The organism is Pseudomonas baetica (assembly GCF_019733355.1).
GTDB classification, from domain to species: Bacteria; Pseudomonadota; Gammaproteobacteria; order Pseudomonadales; family Pseudomonadaceae; genus Aquipseudomonas; species Aquipseudomonas baetica_A.
In genome coordinates this window covers 1-16,691 of record NZ_JAIHLQ010000032.1, presented here as the reverse complement: position 1 = coordinate 16,691, position 16,691 = coordinate 1, and the positions used below count along the sequence as shown (strand labels likewise).

The following is a 16,691-nucleotide window of genomic DNA, read 5'->3' as shown; positions in this document are numbered from 1 at the left end:
GGGCTCAATCAGTGGCGCTAGTGGCGCATATCAGCGGTGGGGATTGCCAGCGCTTTTTTGCTTTCAGCTGAAAGATCCTCTGATGTCATACATCTCAGCCCGCAAAATTTATATGTTTTCGGTTGAACCTCCAGCGCGGCTTGAATGACTTGCTCAAGTCGTTGGCCGCTGGTTAGGTGATCGGCCAATAGCGAGTGCCTTGGTATGAGGTTGATTTCAACTGCTTTAATAAAAGCTGCTCTGAGCATTTCGTCGGTTACTATTTTATACATGAAAGACGCCTCCCTTGAAGTTGATCTGTTCCAGCGTATCGACACCGTCCTGAAGTAGTACATAAGCAGGAAGTATCAAGCGATAAAAGTCGGAGTCGTTGGTGCCCTTAATAGTGACTGATGTAAAAGTCTCCAAAAGACTCACGGCGGCGCGAATTCTAAAACAGGCGTCCTCAAATAGTTGGTTAGGGGCGGCGTGTGAATCTATAAAAAAGGTCGGAACATGGGTTGCGTTTGCTTTGAGTGGGTAAACCGATTCATGGGATACAGTCCTTCAGGTTGTTTTAGGCGTAACAGATCGAAGAAAGCATTGTTCTTTTAGTTTGGTGGTTATGGAGTGTTGATTTATCTGTTGCAGAACCATTACTTGGCGTAATGGCTCTGCATCTGTGCGACCTATGCTTGGGCGGGCTGCTTGCTGACTCTCGAGCAAAGAGCAGGCTCGCTATGATTCATTGCGCTTGGGCTGTCAGGCTGCGGCGGCCACGCTAAAGGATCGAGATCCAGATCCAGGAATTTACTCGAGTCGAAAACCGGTGCCTTGACTCCGGCGCGGCGTTGTTTGTCATAGTCGTTCAAGACACGCATGCCGACTTTGAAGAGCAGAGCCATGGCTGTCAGGTTGACAAGTGCCAGCAGCGTCATGGTGATGTCGGCAAAAGCCAGGACAGTGGACAGATCCTGGATCGATCCCCAGAACACTAGAACCAACACCAGCGCCCGATAGAAAATCAGTGTTTTTTGAGGCTTCCCCAATATGAACCGTAAGCTGTTTTCTCCCAGGTAATAGTTGTAAAGCATTGCGGTGAATACGAACAACGCCAGTACCACGCTTATAAACATCCGGCCCCATTCCCCGACGACGGCTGCCAGCGAGTTCTGTGCCAGAGCAATCCCATCACCTTCAAATCCAGGTGCGTAGAAACCTGATAGCAAAATCAGTAACGCAGTACAGGTGCAGATCACGAATGTATCGATGAAAACACTCAGTGCTTGTACCGCGCCTTGTGCAATCGGGTGGTCGATCTTCGCTACTGACGCGACATTGGGAGCGCTGCCCAGTCCTGCCTCGTTGGAAAATACGCCCCGTCTGACCCCCATGATGATTGCACTGCCGACCATTCCACCAAAGGCCTGATCCAGACCGAATGCGCTTTTGATAATGGTCATCAGCATTGCTGGAACCTGATCGAACTGCAGAACGATCACGTAGGCTGTCACACCGATGTAGGCGAGAACCTTTATAGGAACCAGAAGGTCGGCTACTGCCGCTATACGTTTTATCCCGCCAACGAAGACCGCTCCCAGCATCAAAGAAATTGCGAGCCCCGACCACATAGGCGGCAGACCAAATGCATCTTTTAGTGAGTGTGATACCGCATGGGACTCGAGGCCATTGATTGCAAAACCAAAGGTCACCAGCAATAACACGGCCGCGACCATCCCGAGCCAGCGCTTGTCCAGGCCGTACTGGATGTACCAGGAGGGTCCCCCTCGATACAGGCCATTTCCATCGCTGCGTTTATAGAGTTGTCCCAACGTACATTCGAAGAAACTGCTCGACATGCCCAGGAGAGCGGTCATCCACATCCAGAACACCGCACCCGGACCACCCATGCTCACTGCAATCCCCACCCCGACGATATTGCCGGTACCGACACGTCCGGCAAGGCTGAGTGTCAGCGCCTGAAATGAACTCAATTGATGGCTGCCGGCGCGCCAACTGTCGTGTAAAACTCCGAACATATGGGGGAAGTACCTGAACTGGACAAATCTCGACCGGAGGGTGAAATAGCTTCCCAATCCAAGAACCAAAGGTATCAGTACCTTACTCGACAGAAACTCGTTGATGACGTCTAGCATTCAAAGCTCCTTGCTATTTAGAGTGCTGGCGAATTAATTGTGTTGTCAGTCCTGAAGCTTTTCAGGGGGAGTAATATCCAGCCATATTTAAATCAACGCAATTTCGCAAGTTGCTTAAATGTGATGCGAGTTGCTGCTATGGTTGCCCTTTCTTGAATTTTGTTGGGTCATTGTATGTGTGGGTTTCTTTCGGCTAACTTAAGGCTGCTGTGTAGTCATTACAGATCTGTCGCGGAAGTTTGTAGGAAACTTCGAATTAATCGTGGGCAATTCAATAAGTATCTGTGTGGGAAAAGCATCCCCACACCTTTTAATCTCAAGCGAATCTGTGATTTTTTTGGCGTGGAAGAGTTCGAAATAGTGCTGCCATCGGAGCAATTTGTCGCCTTGATTGGCGTTAAGGCCAATAAGACTGAGGCGTCGGGGGAGGTGGTGGCATCACGGGTAATGCACGAACACCTGCGCGAACAGTCCTCACCTGAACTGAAATCTCATATCGGTTATTACTACGAGTACTACCATGCAATGACTGAACCTGGCTCCATTTTGTGTTCGCTTGTGCATGTGCGAGAGGACGGTCATGACGTTGTTTATGAACGAAACGAACGCTTACAGATAGCCGGGGCGGGAGGTGAATTCGAACAGTATCGATATCTGGGTATCGCCTATTACCTGCGGGACCGCTTGTTTTTTGTCGATTATGAATCGCTGACTTCAAACGAGATCAGCCAAACCATCCTCATCCCGAGTTTCAAAAGCTGCATCACACGGCTCAATGGTTTGAAGATGGGGGTTTCTGCTGCCGACGACCGTGCTCCTGCTTGTTCAAGGGTTGTCTGGGAGTATCTCGGGCAGCAAATCAATCAGGCCGATGCCTATCGTCGCGTTCGGCTATATAAACCTGATGATTGCGCTATCGACGCCGATCTACGCGCACGTCTCGCTCAAGCTCAGGTTGTGGATGGCCTGTTTGTTATCGCCTGACAAATTCCCGCAGTTCACTCAGCCGTGGGGCTATCGATCTGTTCCAGCATCCACTTCACAAAATCGCGGACCTTGGGCACTTCCGCCGAGTGTTCCGGGTAGGCCAGGTAATAGGCGTCGGTGCTGGGCATTGCATGCTGCCAGGGAATGACCAGTTTGCCGTCGGCCAATTCCTCTTCCACCAGAAACCGTGGCAACAACGCCACACCGCAGCCAACTTGTGCGGCGCGGATGCACATATAAAAGGTTTCGAAACGCGGGCCGTGGTAGCTGTGTTCGGTCTGATGGCCCTGACTGTCGAACCAGTCGTGCCAGGCCTGTGGGCGCGACGCATTTTGCAGCAGCACCAGATCGGTGAGTTGCGTCGGGTCAGTAAACGGTGTTTTCGGCAGGCTGCCGGGCGCGCAGACCGGTACCAACTCTTCGCCGAACAGCTTCAGGCATTCAGTGCCGGGCCGCGAACCCTGACCGAAATAGAACGCCAGATCACTGCGCCCTTGCAGCAAATCATCGGCTTCCTGCTCGTTGCACAGATCCAGATGAATCGACGGATGGCGCAAACGCCAGCCCTTCAGGCGCGGCACCAGCCAGCGAGCGCCGAAGGTCGATGGCGTCGAGACGCGCAGGACTTCGGTCTCACCGCCGTAGGAGCGCAGGTAATGGGTCGACATTTCCACCTGTGTGAGGATTTTTCTGACTTCGACCAAGTACAAATCCCCGGCGGGCGTCATCTGCAAACGGCGACGCACGCGACGAAACAACAAGTGCTGCAACAGTTCCTCAAGCTGCGCGACCTGTTTGCTGACAGCGCTCTGCGTCAGGTTCAGCTCCTCGGCGGCGCGGGTGAAACTCAAGTGCCGGGTCACGGCCTCGAAGCACTGCAACGCGGTGATCGATGGCAAGTGGCGTTTGTTCAGCATGGGTGATCCCTTTTTCTTGTCTTTCTATGCCTGGCATGAATAAACGGAATGATATCTCGCGTAAAGGTCGTTTGTTGCCTTGCCTTTGGGACGCTACAACTAAAGGCCTGCCCGGTCGTGAAAAAGCGGCCGCACACATTCAGCTTTTTGCTTGAGGAGTGACCCATGGTTGCCGCATTGCTTGATCGTCTTGGTGTAAACCCGGCCCTTTATCAGAACGGCAAAGTGCCGGTGCATTCGCCGATCGACGGCAGCCAGATTGCCGCCGTGAACTGGGAAGGTGCGGCCGAAGTCGAGCAGCACATCAGTCGCGCAGATCATGCGTTCGAGGCGTGGCGCAAGGTGCCGGCGCCGCGTCGCGGTGAACTGGTGCGTCAATTCGGCGAAGTGCTGCGTGAATACAAAACCGATCTCGGCGAACTGGTGTCGTGGGAAGCCGGCAAGATTACTCAGGAAGGCCTGGGTGAAGTGCAGGAGATGATCGACATCTGCGACTTCGCCGTCGGTCTGTCGCGCCAGTTATACGGTTTGACCATTGCTTCCGAGCGCCCGGGCCACCACATGCGTGAAACCTGGCATCCGCTGGGCGTGGTCGGGGTGATCAGTGCGTTCAACTTCCCGGTCGCAGTGTGGGCGTGGAACACCACGCTGGCGCTGGTCTGCGGTAACCCGGTGGTGTGGAAACCGTCGGAGAAAACCCCGCTGACGGCACTGGCTTGCCAGGCACTGTTTGATCGCGTCGTGAAGAATTTCACAGATGCTCCGGCCAATCTCTGCCAAGTGATCATTGGTGGCCGTGACGCCGGTGAAGCCCTTGTCGACGACCCGCGTGTGGCGCTGATCAGCGCCACCGGTAGCACGCGCATGGGCCGCGAAGTGGCGCCGAAAGTCGCTGCTCGATTCGCCCGCAGCATCCTTGAACTGGGCGGCAACAACGCGATGATCCTCGGCCCAAGCGCTGATCTGGACATGGCGGTGCGCGCGATTCTGTTCAGCGCGGTGGGCACCGCCGGTCAGCGTTGCACCACGTTGCGTCGCTTGATCGCCCACGAATCGGTCAAAGAAGAAATCGTCACCCGCCTCAAAGCGGCTTACGCCAAAGTGCGCATCGGTCATCCGCTGGAAGGCAATCTGGTGGGCCCGCTGATCGACAAGCACAGTTTCGAGAACATGCAGGATGCGCTGGAGCAGGCATTGAGCGAGGGCGGTCGCGTGTTTGGCGGCAAGCGTCAACTGGAGGATCAATTCCCCAACGCCTACTACGTCTCGCCGGCCATCGTTGAAATGCCGGAGCAGAGTGATGTGGTGTGCAGCGAAACCTTCGCGCCGATCTTGTACGTGGTTGGCTACAGCGATTTCCAGGAAGCGCTGCGTTTGAACAACGCGGTGCCACAAGGTCTGTCGTCGTGCATTTTCACCACTGACGTGCGTGAGGCCGAGCAGTTCATGTCGGCAGTCGGCAGTGACTGCGGCATCGCCAACGTCAACATCGGCCCGAGCGGCGCGGAAATCGGCGGCGCGTTTGGTGGCGAGAAAGAGACCGGCGGTGGTCGTGAGTCGGGCTCGGATGCATGGCGCGCGTACATGCGTCGCCAGACTAATACCGTGAACTACTCGCTGGAATTGCCGTTGGCGCAGGGCATCACCTTCGACTGATACCTTCAGTCAGATGGATAACCCCTTGTGGGAGCGGGCTTGCTCGCGAAGGTGTCGGGTCAGTCGACTTGGACGTTGTCTGATATACCGCTTTCGCGAGCAAGCCCGCTCCCACATTGTTGAACAGTGTGTTTGTTAGGTTTCTGTTGGAGTCTGGCAATGCCGTTACGTGAAGAGTGTCTGTGGGAAAAACTCACGCCGCAAAGGCCCGATAACACGGTGCTCAAGGGTGAGGTCAACGTCGATGTCTGCGTGATCGGTGCCGGGTTTACCGGGTTGTCGGCGGCGCTGCATCTGTTGGAGAAAGGCAAAAGCGTTTGCGTGCTGGAAGCCCATCGCGCCGGTCACGGCGGTTCCGGGCGCAACGTCGGATTGGTCAACGCCGGTATGTGGATCCCGCCGGACGAGATTGAAGCCGGGTTCGGCGAAGCCGTTGGCAGCCAGCTCAACCGCATGCTCGGTGCGGCGCCGGCGCTGGTGTTCAGCCTTGTGGATAAGTACAACATCGATTGCCAGTTGCGCCGCGAAGGCACCCTGCACATGGCCCACAACGCCAAGGGCGAGGCGGATCTGCGCAGTCGTGAGCAACAATGGAAACGCCGTGGTGCCCCCGTCGAATTGCTGACCGGCAAGGCTTGCGAGCAAGCCACCGGCACACAAAAGATTGCTGCTGCGTTGCTCGACCGGCGCGCAGGAACCCTCAACCCGATGGCCTATGTCACCGGGCTGGCGAATGCGGTGATGGGGCTCGGCGGGCAGATGTTCGATCACTCCCCGGTCACTCGTCTCGAGCGTGTGGGCCCCAAATGGTCGGTGCAGACCGAACAGGGGGCGGTGCTGGCTGAGCAGGTTGTCATCGCCTCCAACGCCTACACCGAAGGCGACTGGACCGAGCTCAAACGCAACTTCTTCCCCGGTTACTACTATCAGGTCGCCTCGGTACCTTTGAGCGAAGACGCCGCGCAGGAAATCCTTCCCGGTGGGCAAGGTTCGTGGGATACCCGCCAGGTGCTGAGCAGCATCCGCCGCGACAAAGACGGGCGGTTATTGCTCGGTAGCCTGGGCAACGGCAATCAGAAACCGACCTGGTTCCTCAAGGCCTGGGCCGACCGGGTGCAGCAGCATTACTTCCCCAATCTGAAGCCGGTCGAGTGGGAGTGCACCTGGACCGGGCGCATCGCTTTTACGCCCGATCACTTGATGCGTCTGTTCGAGCCGGCACCGGGGCTGGTGGCCGTCACCGGTTACAACGGCCGGGGTGTGACCACGGGCACGGTGGTCGGGAAAGCCTTCGCCGACTATTTGTGTAACGGTAATCCTCAAGCCCTGCCGATTCCCTTTGCACCGATGCAGCCCCTGTCTGGCTTGGGTTTGCGCAGTTGCCTGTACGAGGCCGGATTCTCGCTGTATCACGCGGGCCAGTGCCTGCGCATTGTCATTTGAATGTTGAAAGATGTTGCGTAACGCGGCGCTTTTGCGCGTAGCGACTAGCCTGTAATGGTGCGGGTTGTAGCAGTCCCGCACCAGCAGTGTGCAGTTCGGTGACGCGAGCGGTTACAGGCTGGTTGCACGTCGTTTGGTGCCGCGGTTGCAATGATGGCGCATGCGGGTTGCGCCTGAAATTTTAAAAGGTTTCACCTTCCGCGGTTTAGACGGTTGCACGCCCAATGAAAATGGGAACGAAACAGTCGAAATAACAAGAAAGCAGCGACTTTTTGAAGAATAAAAAACCGATGGCACGGCCCTTGCTCTGAGCATTCAGTGAAATGAAGTCGCAGTGCCAACTAAAAAAAACCTTGGAGCACCACCTCATGTCCCAGACGTTTTACAAGAAAGGCTTTCTGGCCCTCGCAGTCGCTACTGCGTTGGGTGTTTCTGCGTTTGCTCAGGCTGACATCAAAATCGGCGTAGCGGGTCCAATGACGGGCGCCAACGCGGCATTTGGCGAGCAGTACATGAAGGGGGCCCAGGCGGCGGCCGATGCGGTCAACGCGGCAGGTGGCGTCAACGGGGAGAAAATCGTTCTGGTCAAGGGCGATGACGCCTGCGAACCGAAGCAGGCTGTGACGGTCGCCAAGGACCTCACCAACCAGAAAGTCGCCGGCGTGGTCGGTCACTTCTGCTCCTCTTCGACCATTCCAGCGTCGGAAATCTACGACGAAGCCGGCATTATTGCGATCACCCCGGGCTCCACCAACCCGCAAGTGACCGAGCGCGGCCTGAGCGCCATGTTCCGTATGTGCGGGCGTGACGACCAGCAGGGCATCGTCGCGGGCGACTACATTGTTGACGTGCTCAAGGGTAAAAAAGTTGTTGTTCTGCACGACAAGGACACCTACGGCCAAGGTCTGGCTGACGCCACCAAGGCTCAGTTGATCAAACGCGGTGTGACTCCGGTTCTTTACGAGGGCCTGACCCGGGGCGAAAAAGACTTCAGCACCATCGTGACCAAAATCCGTGGCGCTGGCGCCGACGTCGTCTACTTCGGTGGTCTGCACCCGGAAGCCGGTCCTCTGGTTCGCCAACTGCGTGAACAGGGCTTGAAAGACGTCAAGTTCATGTCCGACGACGGCATTGTGACCGACGAACTGGTGACCACCGCCGGTGGCCCGCAATTCGTCGATGGCGTCCTGATGACCTTCGGCGCCGACCCGCGTCTGCTGCCAGACAGCAAGGCGGTCGTCGATGCGTTCCGCAAGGCCGGCACCGAGCCTGAAGGCTACACCCTCTACGCTTACGCCTCTGTACAAGCCCTGGCTGCCGCCTTCAACGGCGCCAAGTCCAATGACGGCGAAAAAGCGGCCGTATGGCTGAAGAAAAACCCGGTCAAGACCGTCATGGGCGAGAAATCCTGGGACGCCAAGGGCGACTTGAAAGTCTCCGACTACGTGGTTTACGAGTGGGACAAGGACGGCAAATACCACCAGTTGGAAAAACAGAAGTAAGGGCTGACGCGATTAACTGAACGCCATAAACCCCTGTGGGAGCGAGCAAACCCGCTCCCACAGGAGGCGGTGGCGATAGGTAAATCGCGCTCTGACATTGCTCCGACGTAAATCTGTATTTTTCCTAGAAGAGCCGCGCACCTCAGGGTGTGCAGGTTCTCACTGCGTGAGATTGCGTTATGGATGGTATTTTCCTGCAGCAACTGGTCAACGGCCTGACCCTCGGGTCGGTCTATGGCCTGATCGCCATCGGCTACACAATGGTCTACGGCATCATCGGCATGATCAACTTCGCCCACGGCGAGGTTTACATGATTTCCGCTTACCTGGCGGCAATCAGTCTGGCTCTGCTGGCTTACTTCGGTATTGAATCCTTCCCACTGCTGATGCTCGGCACGCTGATCTTCACCATCGTCGTCACGGCGGTCTATGGCTGGGTCATCGAGCGTGTTGCCTACAAACCCCTGCGTAACTCCACCCGACTGGCACCGCTGATCAGCGCCATCGGTATTTCCCTGATCCTGCAAAACTATGCACAGATCGCCCAAGGCGCGAAGCAACAAGGCGTGCCGACCCTGCTGACCGGTGCCTTGCGTGTCGACATCGGCACCGGCTTCGTGCAACTGACCTACACCAAGATCTTCATTCTGGTCGCGGCGTTCGTGGGCATGGGCCTGCTGACCTACGTGATCAAGTACACCAAGCTCGGTCGTATGTGCCGCGCGACCCAACAAGACCGCAAGATGGCTTCGATCCTGGGGATCAACACCGACCGGGTGATTTCCTACGTGTTCATCATTGGTGCGGCCATGGCGGCGCTGGCCGGCGTGCTGATCACCATGAACTACGGCACGTTCGACTTCTATGCCGGTTTCATCATTGGCATCAAGGCGTTTACCGCAGCGGTGCTTGGCGGGATCGGTTCATTGCCCGGTGCGATGCTCGGCGGGATCATCCTCGGGATCTCCGAGTCGCTGTTCTCCGGCCTGGTCAACTCCGACTACAAAGACGTGTTCAGCTTCTCGCTGCTCGTACTTGTTCTGGTCTTCCGGCCGCAGGGCCTGTTGGGCCGTCCTCTTGTGTCGAAGGTGTAAGCGATGTCTTCAACCACTCAAAAAAACATCGATATCAAAAAAAGCCTGGTTGAGTCGATTCTTGCCGGCCTCATTGCCTTGGTCGTGTTTGGCCCGATTGTCGGCGTCGTACTCGACGGCTACAGCTTCAACCTCGAACCGACCCGGGTGGCGTGGATTATCGCCATCGTCATGGTTGGCCGATTTGCCCTCAGCCTGTTCCTGCAAACGCCCAAGGGCCTGAAGATTCTCGACGGATTCGAGAGCACGAGTTCCGGCGTGCATGTGCTGCCAGCCGATCACAAATCAAGCCTGCGCTGGATCATCCCGCTACTGATTCTGCTGGCCGTGGCCGTGCCGTTCTTCTCCAACTCCTACCTGCTTGGCGTGGTCATCCTCGGGTTGATCTACGTGTTGCTGGGCTTGGGCCTGAACATCGTGGTGGGCCTGGCCGGTTTGCTCGATCTGGGTTACGTGGCGTTCTACGCCATCGGTGCCTACGGGCTGGCGCTTGGTTACCAGTATCTCGGTCTGGGCTTCTGGACCGTGCTGCCACTGGCGGCGATCACGGCTGGGCTGGCCGGCTGCATCCTCGGTTTTCCGGTGTTGCGTCTGCATGGCGATTATCTGGCAATCGTGACCCTGGGCTTCGGTGAAATCATCCGTCTGATCCTCAACAACTGGTTGTCCCTGACAGGAGGCCCGAATGGCATGTCGGCACCGCTGCCGACCTTTTTCGGTCTGGAGTTCGGCAAACGGGCGAAGGAGGGTGGGGTGCCGTTTCACGAGTTCTTCGGCATCGCCTACAACTCTGACGTGAAGTATTACTTTATCTACGCGGTGTTGTTCCTGGTGGTGCTGGCCGTGCTGTACATCAAGCATCGTCTGGTGAAGATGCCGGTCGGCCGAGCCTGGGAGGCGTTGCGTGAAGATGAAATCGCTTGCCGTTCGATGGGCCTGAACCACGTACTGGTCAAACTTTCGGCGTTCACCATCGGTGCGTCGACGGCCGGTCTGGCCGGTGTGTTTTTCGCGACCTACCAAGGTTTCGTCAACCCGACCTCGTTTACTTTCTTCGAGTCGGCGCTGATCCTGGCCATTGTTGTGCTCGGCGGCATGGGCTCGACCATCGGTGTGGTGATTGCGGCGTTCGTGCTCACGGTTGCCCCGGAACTGCTGCGCGGCTTCGCCGAATATCGCGTGCTGCTGTTCGGCATCCTGATGGTGTTGATGATGATCTGGCGACCACGAGGGCTGATCCGCATCAGCCGTACCGGGGTCAAACCACGCAAAGGTGCCATTCACTACGAGAGGACTGCGCCATGAGTGAAGTCGTACTCTCTGTTGAAAAACTGATGATGCATTTTGGTGGCATCAAGGCGTTGAGCGATGTCAGCCTGAAGGTCAAACGCAATTCGATCTTCGCGCTGATCGGCCCCAATGGCGCCGGCAAGACCACGGTGTTCAACTGCCTGACCGGGTTCTACAAAGCCTCCGGCGGCAAGATCGAACTCAATGTGCGCGGCCAGAAGACCAACGTCATTCAATTGCTGGGCGAGTCGTTCAAACCGACCGATTTCGTTTCGCCGAAAAGCTTCCTCAGCCGGATGTACTACAAGATGTTCGGCGGCACCCATCTGGTGAACCGCGCAGGCCTGGCCCGCACGTTCCAGAACATTCGCCTGTTCAAGGAAATGTCGGTACTGGAAAACCTCTTGGTGGCTCAGCACATGTGGGTCAACCGCAACATGCTCGCCGGCATCCTCAACACCAAGGGCTATCGCAAAGCCGAAAGCGACGCGCTCGATTGTGCGTTCTATTGGCTGGAAGTGGTCGATCTGGTGGACTGCGCCAACCGTCTGGCCGGTGAGCTCTCCTACGGCCAGCAACGCCGACTGGAGATCGCCCGGGCCATGTGCACGCGGCCGCAAATCATCTGTCTCGACGAACCGGCCGCCGGCCTCAACCCTCAGGAAACCGAAGCGCTGAGCGCGATGATCCGGCTGCTGCGCGACGAGCACGATCTGACCGTGGTGCTGATCGAACACGACATGGGCATGGTCATGAGCATTTCCGACGACATTGTGGTGCTGGACCACGGCATCGTTATCGCCGAGGGCGGCCCTGAAGCCATCCGTAACGATCCAAAAGTGATTGCCGCCTATCTGGGCGCTGACGAAGAGGAGCTGGTATGACTCAACCGATCCTCGAGCTCAAAGACCTCGACGTGTTCTACGGCCCGATCCAGGCACTCAAGGGTGTTTCGCTGCAGATCAACGAAGGGGAAACCGTCAGCCTGATTGGCTCCAACGGCGCGGGCAAGTCGACGTTGCTGATGTCGATCTTCGGCCAGCCGCGAGCGGCGAGCGGGCAGATCCTTTATCAAGGCGTCGACATTACCCACAAGACCTCGCACTACATCGCCTCCAACGGCATTGCGCAGTCGCCAGAAGGGCGGCGGGTATTCCCCGACATGACCGTCGAGGAAAACCTGCTGATGGGCACCATCCCGATTGGCGACAAACACGCGAAAGAGGATATGCAGCGCATGTTCGAGCTGTTTCCACGGCTTGAAGAGCGGCGCAACCAACGGGCGATGACCATGTCTGGCGGTGAACAGCAGATGCTCGCCATCGCCCGCGCCTTGATGAGCCGGCCAAAGTTGTTGCTGCTCGATGAGCCGAGCCTGGGCCTGGCGCCGATTGTGGTGAAGCAGATTTTCGCCACTCTGCGCGAGCTGGCGAAAACCGGTATGACCATTTTCCTCGTCGAGCAGAACGCCAACCATGCGCTGAAGCTGTCGGATCGGGCGTATGTGATGGTCAACGGCGAGATCCGCCTCACGGGTACCGGTAAGGAGTTGCTGGTGAACGAGGAGGTGCGTAACGCCTATCTGGGCGGGCACTGAGTTATCCCCAGATACACAAAGCCCCGGCGACGCAAGTCCCGGGGCTTTTTCATTCCTCAAACCACCACAGCCCCTTGTGGGAGCGAGCTTGCTCGCGAATGCGGTGTATCAGCCACCTCATGATCTGGATGTACCGCCACCTTCGCGAGCAAGCTCGCTCCCACAGTTGATAGGTGCAAGTTCGAGAATTGTGGAAAACAAATTCCCCAACCTGCCAAAGCGCGACATATAGACGCTGCAATTGACTGTTTTTCCACAGCTTTGACTTGTCCCCGTTTGCTGTGGAGCTGGCTGTGAATAACGTGGGAGTAGCTGGCTGCAAGCCTTTGAAACCGTGGCTTTCAGGCGTGTGGCTGTTTTTTGATCAGGCTTTTTTGCGAGAGTAAGAGGCGCCGTTGTCAACCTTTTTATGGGGCCGGTTTTGCAATCGTTTAAAGGCTGGTCGGGCTGTGGATAAGTCTGTGATTAAACTCTGGAAAGACTCCGCTAAGCGGCGTAATGACTGGCCTCGCGCGATCACTGCGATGACTGGGCAGTCGTGCAAAATGCCATGTCCCGCACATCTGCCGCTTCAGGGTCAAGCAAAAAACTTTCTATTTCTCCCGCAAAGCCTTGTGTGGCGCGGCTTTACGCGTTTCCACTTGCCCCCGGAAACTGTGGAAGGGCCTGTGGATAACGTGCGTGCACATGGCTACAAGCCACGTTCGCTATAGCGTTGGCGCTGCTGGTTGTTTTTTGTACAGTTCGCGAGTGTTGCTCGTGATTGCGAGGCCGGGCATGCTGCCACCTGATTTTCTATTTCAAGGGCTGCCTTGGCGGCCGAAGCAAGGAGAACACGATGTCCAACACCCTGTTTATCACTGGCGCGACGTCCGGTTTTGGTGAAGCCTGTGCCCGCCGTTTTGCCGAGGCTGGCTGGAAACTGGTGCTGACCGGCCGTCGTGAAGAACGCCTCAATGCCCTGTGCGCTGAACTGTCCAAGCAAACCGAAGTGCATGGCCTGGTGCTTGATGTGCGTGATCGCAAGGCGATGGAGGAGGCGATTGCCAACCTGCCCCCATCGTTCGCCAAGTTGCGCGGCCTGATCAACAACGCCGGTCTGGCACTGGGCGTCGACCCTGCGCCGAAATGCGATCTGGATGATTGGGACACGATGGTCGACACCAACGTCAAAGGCCTGATGTACGCCACGCGTTTGTTGCTGCCGCGCCTGATCGCTCATGGTCGTGGCGCTGGCATCGTTAACCTTGGTTCTATCGCCGGCAACTACCCGTACCCAGGCAGCCATGTGTACGGCGCGACAAAGGCGTTCGTTAAGCAGTTCTCGCTGAACCTGCGTTGCGACTTGCAGGGCACGGGCGTGCGGGTCAGCAACATTGAGCCGGGGCTGTGTGAAAGCGAGTTTTCGCTGGTGCGTTTTGCCGGAGACCAGGAGCGTTACAACGCGACCTACGCCGGTGCCGAGCCGATCCAGCCGCAGGACATCGCCGAGACGATTTTCTGGGTCATGAATGCGCCGGCGCACATCAATATCAACAGCCTTGAGCTGATGCCGGTGAGCCAGACCTGGGCGGGTTTTGCCATCGAGCGTAACAAGGCCTAAGACCGCGCTGAAGCTAATCGCCAGCAGGCTGGCTCCCACATCGGAATGCAATCTATGTGGGAGCCAGCCTGCTGGCGGAGAGGCCAAAACGGCCAAAATATGGCAGTAATGTAAACTCCTCTCCCAACAACCCCACCGCACCCCGCGGTGTTCAAGGTTTTTCGAGGAGGCTACGTGAGTAACCGAGGTGAGCAGTCGCTGCTCAAACAATCGACCATCCTGATGTTCGCCGTGGCGATCGCCGGGATCGTCACAGGTTTTGTTTCCGGCTCCCAATCCATCCTGTTCGATGGCTTTTTCTCGCTGATCGCCACCTTCATCAAAGTCCTGATGCTGATCACGGCGAAGTTGATCGCCAAGCAAAGCAATCACCGCTTCCAGTTCGGTTTCTGGCATCTGGAGCCGATGGTGCTGCTGATCGAAGGCAGTTTCCTGCTGTTGATCGCCATCTACGCATTTCTCAACGGTGTGTTCGGCATCATCAACGGCGGCCGCGAGATCGAACTGGGTCTGGTGATCATCTACGCTGCGGTGTTCACCGTGGTTGAGTTCGCCTACTTCTTCTATGTGCGCCGGCGCAATCGCAAGCTCAAATCCACGCTGATCCAGTTCGACAACATCAGTTGGCTGGTGGACGCGATGCTCTCGGTCGGCCTGTTGATCAGTTTTCTCGCGGCGCTGCTGCTCAAGGCGCAGGGCTATGGCGAGTGGGCGAAGTTTGTCGACCCGCTGATCCTGATCGTATTGGCCCTGACCATGCTGCCACCGGCGTTCAAGATTCTTGGCCCGGCGCTGCGCGATGTGCTCGGTATAGCGCCGGACACGCTGGACGATCAGGTGCGACAGGTGATGGACGCGGCGAAGGTCGAGCATGGTTTCGACGATTACGTGTCCTACGTGCAGAAGCACGGGCGGGCCCGATTTATCGAGATTCATGTGGTCTTGCCGGCGGACTATGCGCTGAGCAGCGTCGGTCAGTTGGATGTTTTGCGCGAGGAAATTTCGGCGAAATTGGGTGAGCCGGAGGCGGCGCGGTGGTTGACCATCAGCTTTACCGGAGACAAGAAGTGGATTGCCTAGAGGCCGTGTAACGGTTACCCGCTAGCAGGCTGGCTCCCACAGGGGAATGCATTCCCAATGTGGGAGCTAGCCTGCTAGCGATAGCGGTAAATCAATCAGCGAAGATATTCAGCCAAGCCGTGATAGCAAGTCGCAAGGTGGTACGGCGTGGTCGAAGGCATGTCCTTGCGGCTGACGTCACCCTGTTCATCGCGGCACTCATGCCAGCCACCGGCATGCAGGAAGCGCTGTTGCAATGCCTGCAATTGATGCAGCACCACAGCGTCGCTGTCGGGGCGTAAGGTCAGCGCCCGCAGATATTCCGCCTGCGCCCAGATCCGTTGAGTCGAATCTTTCGGGCGTCCGTCCAGTTCCAGATCAAGCATCGCCCGCACGGCGCCGCACGGCTGCTGCACACCGAATTGCTCGGTAAACGCGAAAGCCTTGTCCAGCGCCGAATGCAGTTTCGAGCCGCGCAACAACGCCGAGGATTGCAGCAGGAAGTACCACTCGAACTGGTGCCCCGGCTCATACCAGTTATCCACAGCCCCGAGCGGTTTCTCCATCAACACGCCATGTTGTGGATCGATGAACCGCTTGTGCATGGCTGTGCATAACTCAACGAGCGCTTGTTGCGTTGCCGCGTCCTCACGCACTGACAATGTCGCGAGAAAGGCTTCAGCCAAGTGCATCAGCGGGTTCTGCAGCGGGCCGGTTTGCAGGGTGATCCAGTCGCGCTCAAGGCACGCTTCGTACAAGCCGTCACCGGTCGCAAAACGGCGGCCGACGATTTCCAGCGCGGCATTGAGCGTCGATTCCACCAGCGGCTCACGGGACTTGTCCCAGTAATGTGCGCAGGCGAACAGGATGAAAGCGTGGGTGTAGAGATCCTTGCGCTGATCCAGCGGTTTGCCCTGCGGATCAATGCTATAGAACCAGCCGCCATGTTCGGCATCGTGGAAGTGTCGTTGCAGCGAGCGAAACAGCGCCGCCGCGCGATCTTCGGCGTTATCCACAACCCCGATCAGGCTGGAAAACAGATACAACTGCCGCGCGCAGGCCATCGCCCGATAGCGTTGCGGTGGCAGCGGCTGATGTGCGGCGTCCAGCGCCTCGTAAGGCAGCGCCATGTCGGCGTTCCAGCCCGGGCCTTGCCAGAGGGGCACGATCACGTTGACGAAATGCTGTTGCACGTCGCTGAACAGGGCGGTCAATTCAGGCAGGGACTTGGAGCGGGAAGCGAGGGGCATGGGCGGACGTCGTCACGGCTGGGGCGATTGCGCGACATGGTAGCAGACAGCATGGGGGGAGCGATGCGGTGTCTGATCGGCCGTCATCGCGAGCAAGCCCGCTCCCCACAGGTTTTGTGTGCACCATCAATCCATTGTGGGAGCGGGCTTGCTCGCGA

Annotated in this window: 14 protein-coding genes; 10 read left to right on the top strand and 4 right to left on the bottom strand. The window is 57.3% G+C overall.

Features of this window, described 5'->3' with window-relative positions:
- Positions 1-17: 17 nt before the first annotated feature.
- Together K5E40_RS24785 and K5E40_RS24780 are read right to left on the bottom strand one after the other, a co-directional pair.
- Complete coding sequence (locus K5E40_RS24785) at positions 18-272, bottom strand: hypothetical protein (protein WP_221733072.1); 255 nt, start codon at positions 270-272, stop codon at positions 18-20.
- A gap of 396 nt (positions 273-668) precedes the next feature.
- Positions 669-2,135 (bottom strand): sodium:alanine symporter family protein, encoded by a 1,467-nt coding sequence (locus tag K5E40_RS24780; protein ID WP_221733071.1) that lies wholly within the window; start codon positions 2,133-2,135, stop codon positions 669-671.
- A gap of 174 nt (positions 2,136-2,309) precedes the next feature.
- Between K5E40_RS24780 and K5E40_RS24775 the strand changes: the two genes are divergently transcribed.
- Positions 2,310-3,119 (top strand): helix-turn-helix transcriptional regulator, encoded by an 810-nt coding sequence (locus K5E40_RS24775; RefSeq protein WP_221733070.1) that lies wholly within the window; start codon positions 2,310-2,312, stop codon positions 3,117-3,119.
- Positions 3,120-3,133: 14 nt separating this feature from the next.
- On the opposite strand, the gene K5E40_RS24770 is transcribed toward K5E40_RS24775, so the two are convergent.
- Positions 3,134-4,039: a LysR family transcriptional regulator gene (locus tag K5E40_RS24770; RefSeq protein ID WP_221733069.1), complete on the bottom strand. Its 906-nt coding sequence runs from the start codon at positions 4,037-4,039 to the stop codon at positions 3,134-3,136.
- Between the two features lie 165 nt (positions 4,040-4,204).
- Between K5E40_RS24770 and K5E40_RS24765 the strand changes: the two genes are divergently transcribed.
- From K5E40_RS24765 to K5E40_RS24725, 9 genes are all read left to right on the top strand, one after another.
- Complete coding sequence (locus tag K5E40_RS24765) at positions 4,205-5,695, top strand: aldehyde dehydrogenase family protein (RefSeq protein ID WP_221733068.1); 1,491 nt, start codon at positions 4,205-4,207, stop codon at positions 5,693-5,695.
- Between the two features lie 159 nt (positions 5,696-5,854).
- On the top strand, positions 5,855-7,138 hold the full coding sequence (locus K5E40_RS24760; RefSeq protein WP_221733067.1) for an FAD-binding oxidoreductase: 1,284 nt from the start codon (positions 5,855-5,857) through the stop codon (positions 7,136-7,138).
- A gap of 368 nt (positions 7,139-7,506) precedes the next feature.
- On the top strand, positions 7,507-8,640 hold the full coding sequence (locus tag K5E40_RS24755) for an ABC transporter substrate-binding protein (protein ID WP_221733066.1): 1,134 nt from the start codon (positions 7,507-7,509) through the stop codon (positions 8,638-8,640).
- A gap of 179 nt (positions 8,641-8,819) precedes the next feature.
- Positions 8,820-9,734, top strand: a complete 915-nt coding sequence (locus K5E40_RS24750; protein ID WP_221733065.1) for an ABC transporter permease subunit — start codon at positions 8,820-8,822, stop codon at positions 9,732-9,734.
- Between the two features lie 3 nt (positions 9,735-9,737).
- Positions 9,738-11,039, top strand: coding sequence for a high-affinity branched-chain amino acid ABC transporter permease LivM (gene livM / locus K5E40_RS24745; protein WP_221733064.1), 1,302 nt, complete (start codon positions 9,738-9,740; stop codon positions 11,037-11,039).
- Positions 11,036-11,908: an ABC transporter ATP-binding protein gene (locus K5E40_RS24740; RefSeq protein ID WP_221733063.1), complete on the top strand. Its 873-nt coding sequence runs from the start codon at positions 11,036-11,038 to the stop codon at positions 11,906-11,908. The genes livM and K5E40_RS24740 overlap by 4 nt, the downstream gene beginning before the upstream one ends.
- Positions 11,905-12,621 carry an ABC transporter ATP-binding protein gene (locus tag K5E40_RS24735; RefSeq protein ID WP_221733062.1) on the top strand — a complete coding sequence of 239 codons (717 nt, stop codon included), beginning with the start codon at positions 11,905-11,907 and terminating at the stop codon, positions 12,619-12,621. The genes K5E40_RS24740 and K5E40_RS24735 overlap by 4 nt, the downstream gene beginning before the upstream one ends.
- 838 nt (positions 12,622-13,459) lie before the next feature.
- Positions 13,460-14,224 carry an SDR family oxidoreductase gene (locus K5E40_RS24730; RefSeq protein WP_007915905.1) on the top strand — a complete coding sequence of 255 codons (765 nt, stop codon included), beginning with the start codon at positions 13,460-13,462 and terminating at the stop codon, positions 14,222-14,224.
- A 174-nt stretch (positions 14,225-14,398) separates the two neighbouring features.
- Complete coding sequence (locus K5E40_RS24725; RefSeq protein ID WP_221733061.1) at positions 14,399-15,304, top strand: cation diffusion facilitator family transporter; 906 nt, start codon at positions 14,399-14,401, stop codon at positions 15,302-15,304.
- Positions 15,305-15,399: 95 nt separating this feature from the next.
- On the opposite strand, the gene K5E40_RS24720 is transcribed toward K5E40_RS24725, so the two are convergent.
- Positions 15,400-16,533: an AGE family epimerase/isomerase gene (locus tag K5E40_RS24720; RefSeq protein ID WP_221733060.1), complete on the bottom strand. Its 1,134-nt coding sequence runs from the start codon at positions 16,531-16,533 to the stop codon at positions 15,400-15,402.
- Positions 16,534-16,691 lie beyond the last annotated feature (158 nt).

Coding starts and splice junctions, on each gene's coding strand:
- K5E40_RS24785 (WP_221733072.1), bottom strand. CDS start 272: ATGTATAAAATAGTAACCGACGAAATGCTCAGAGCAGCTTTTATTAAA.
- K5E40_RS24780 (WP_221733071.1), bottom strand. CDS start 2,135: ATGCTAGACGTCATCAACGAGTTTCTGTCGAGTAAGGTACTGATACCT.
- K5E40_RS24775 (WP_221733070.1), top strand. CDS start 2,310: ATGTGTGGGTTTCTTTCGGCTAACTTAAGGCTGCTGTGTAGTCATTAC.
- K5E40_RS24770 (WP_221733069.1), bottom strand. CDS start 4,039: ATGCTGAACAAACGCCACTTGCCATCGATCACCGCGTTGCAGTGCTTC.
- K5E40_RS24765 (WP_221733068.1), top strand. CDS start 4,205: ATGGTTGCCGCATTGCTTGATCGTCTTGGTGTAAACCCGGCCCTTTAT.
- K5E40_RS24760 (WP_221733067.1), top strand. CDS start 5,855: ATGCCGTTACGTGAAGAGTGTCTGTGGGAAAAACTCACGCCGCAAAGG.
- K5E40_RS24755 (WP_221733066.1), top strand. CDS start 7,507: ATGTCCCAGACGTTTTACAAGAAAGGCTTTCTGGCCCTCGCAGTCGCT.
- K5E40_RS24750 (WP_221733065.1), top strand. CDS start 8,820: ATGGATGGTATTTTCCTGCAGCAACTGGTCAACGGCCTGACCCTCGGG.
- livM (WP_221733064.1), top strand. CDS start 9,738: ATGTCTTCAACCACTCAAAAAAACATCGATATCAAAAAAAGCCTGGTT.
- K5E40_RS24740 (WP_221733063.1), top strand. CDS start 11,036: ATGAGTGAAGTCGTACTCTCTGTTGAAAAACTGATGATGCATTTTGGT.
- K5E40_RS24735 (WP_221733062.1), top strand. CDS start 11,905: ATGACTCAACCGATCCTCGAGCTCAAAGACCTCGACGTGTTCTACGGC.
- K5E40_RS24730 (WP_007915905.1), top strand. CDS start 13,460: ATGTCCAACACCCTGTTTATCACTGGCGCGACGTCCGGTTTTGGTGAA.
- K5E40_RS24720 (WP_221733060.1), bottom strand. CDS start 16,533: ATGCCCCTCGCTTCCCGCTCCAAGTCCCTGCCTGAATTGACCGCCCTG.